Here is a 312-nt window from a genome sequence, read left to right as displayed (position 1 = left end):
CTTGCTCGACCGCGGCGATGCCCTCGGGCGCCGCGACCAGCACCAGGGCGCGGATTTCCTTGGCCCCGGCCTTCTTCAGCAGATCGATGGTGGCGATCAGGGAGCCGCCGGTGGCCAGCATGGGATCGATGATCATGGCCAGGCGCTGGTCCAGTTCACCCACCAGCTTTTCCAAGTAGGTGTGGGCCTGCAGGGTGGATTCGTTGCGGGCGAGGCCGACCACGCTGACCCGGGCGCTGGGGATCAGGCTGAGCACGCCGTCGAGCATGCCGATGCCGGCGCGCAGGATGGGCACCACGGTGACCTTCTTGC

1 protein-coding gene is annotated in these 312 nt (G+C 67.9%); it reads right to left on the bottom strand.

The features are described from left to right. Positions 1-312 (bottom strand): uracil phosphoribosyltransferase (gene upp / locus FS767_RS21955; RefSeq protein ID WP_144968208.1); only part of this gene is annotated, 312 nt, incomplete at both ends.

It is taken from the genome of Pseudomonas sp. DE0010, from assembly GCF_007680745.1.
GTDB lineage: Bacteria > Pseudomonadota > Gammaproteobacteria > Pseudomonadales > Pseudomonadaceae > Aquipseudomonas > Aquipseudomonas parafulva_B.
The sequence above is the reverse complement of the archived record's forward strand: the minus strand, read 5'-3'. Positions and strand labels throughout refer to the sequence as shown.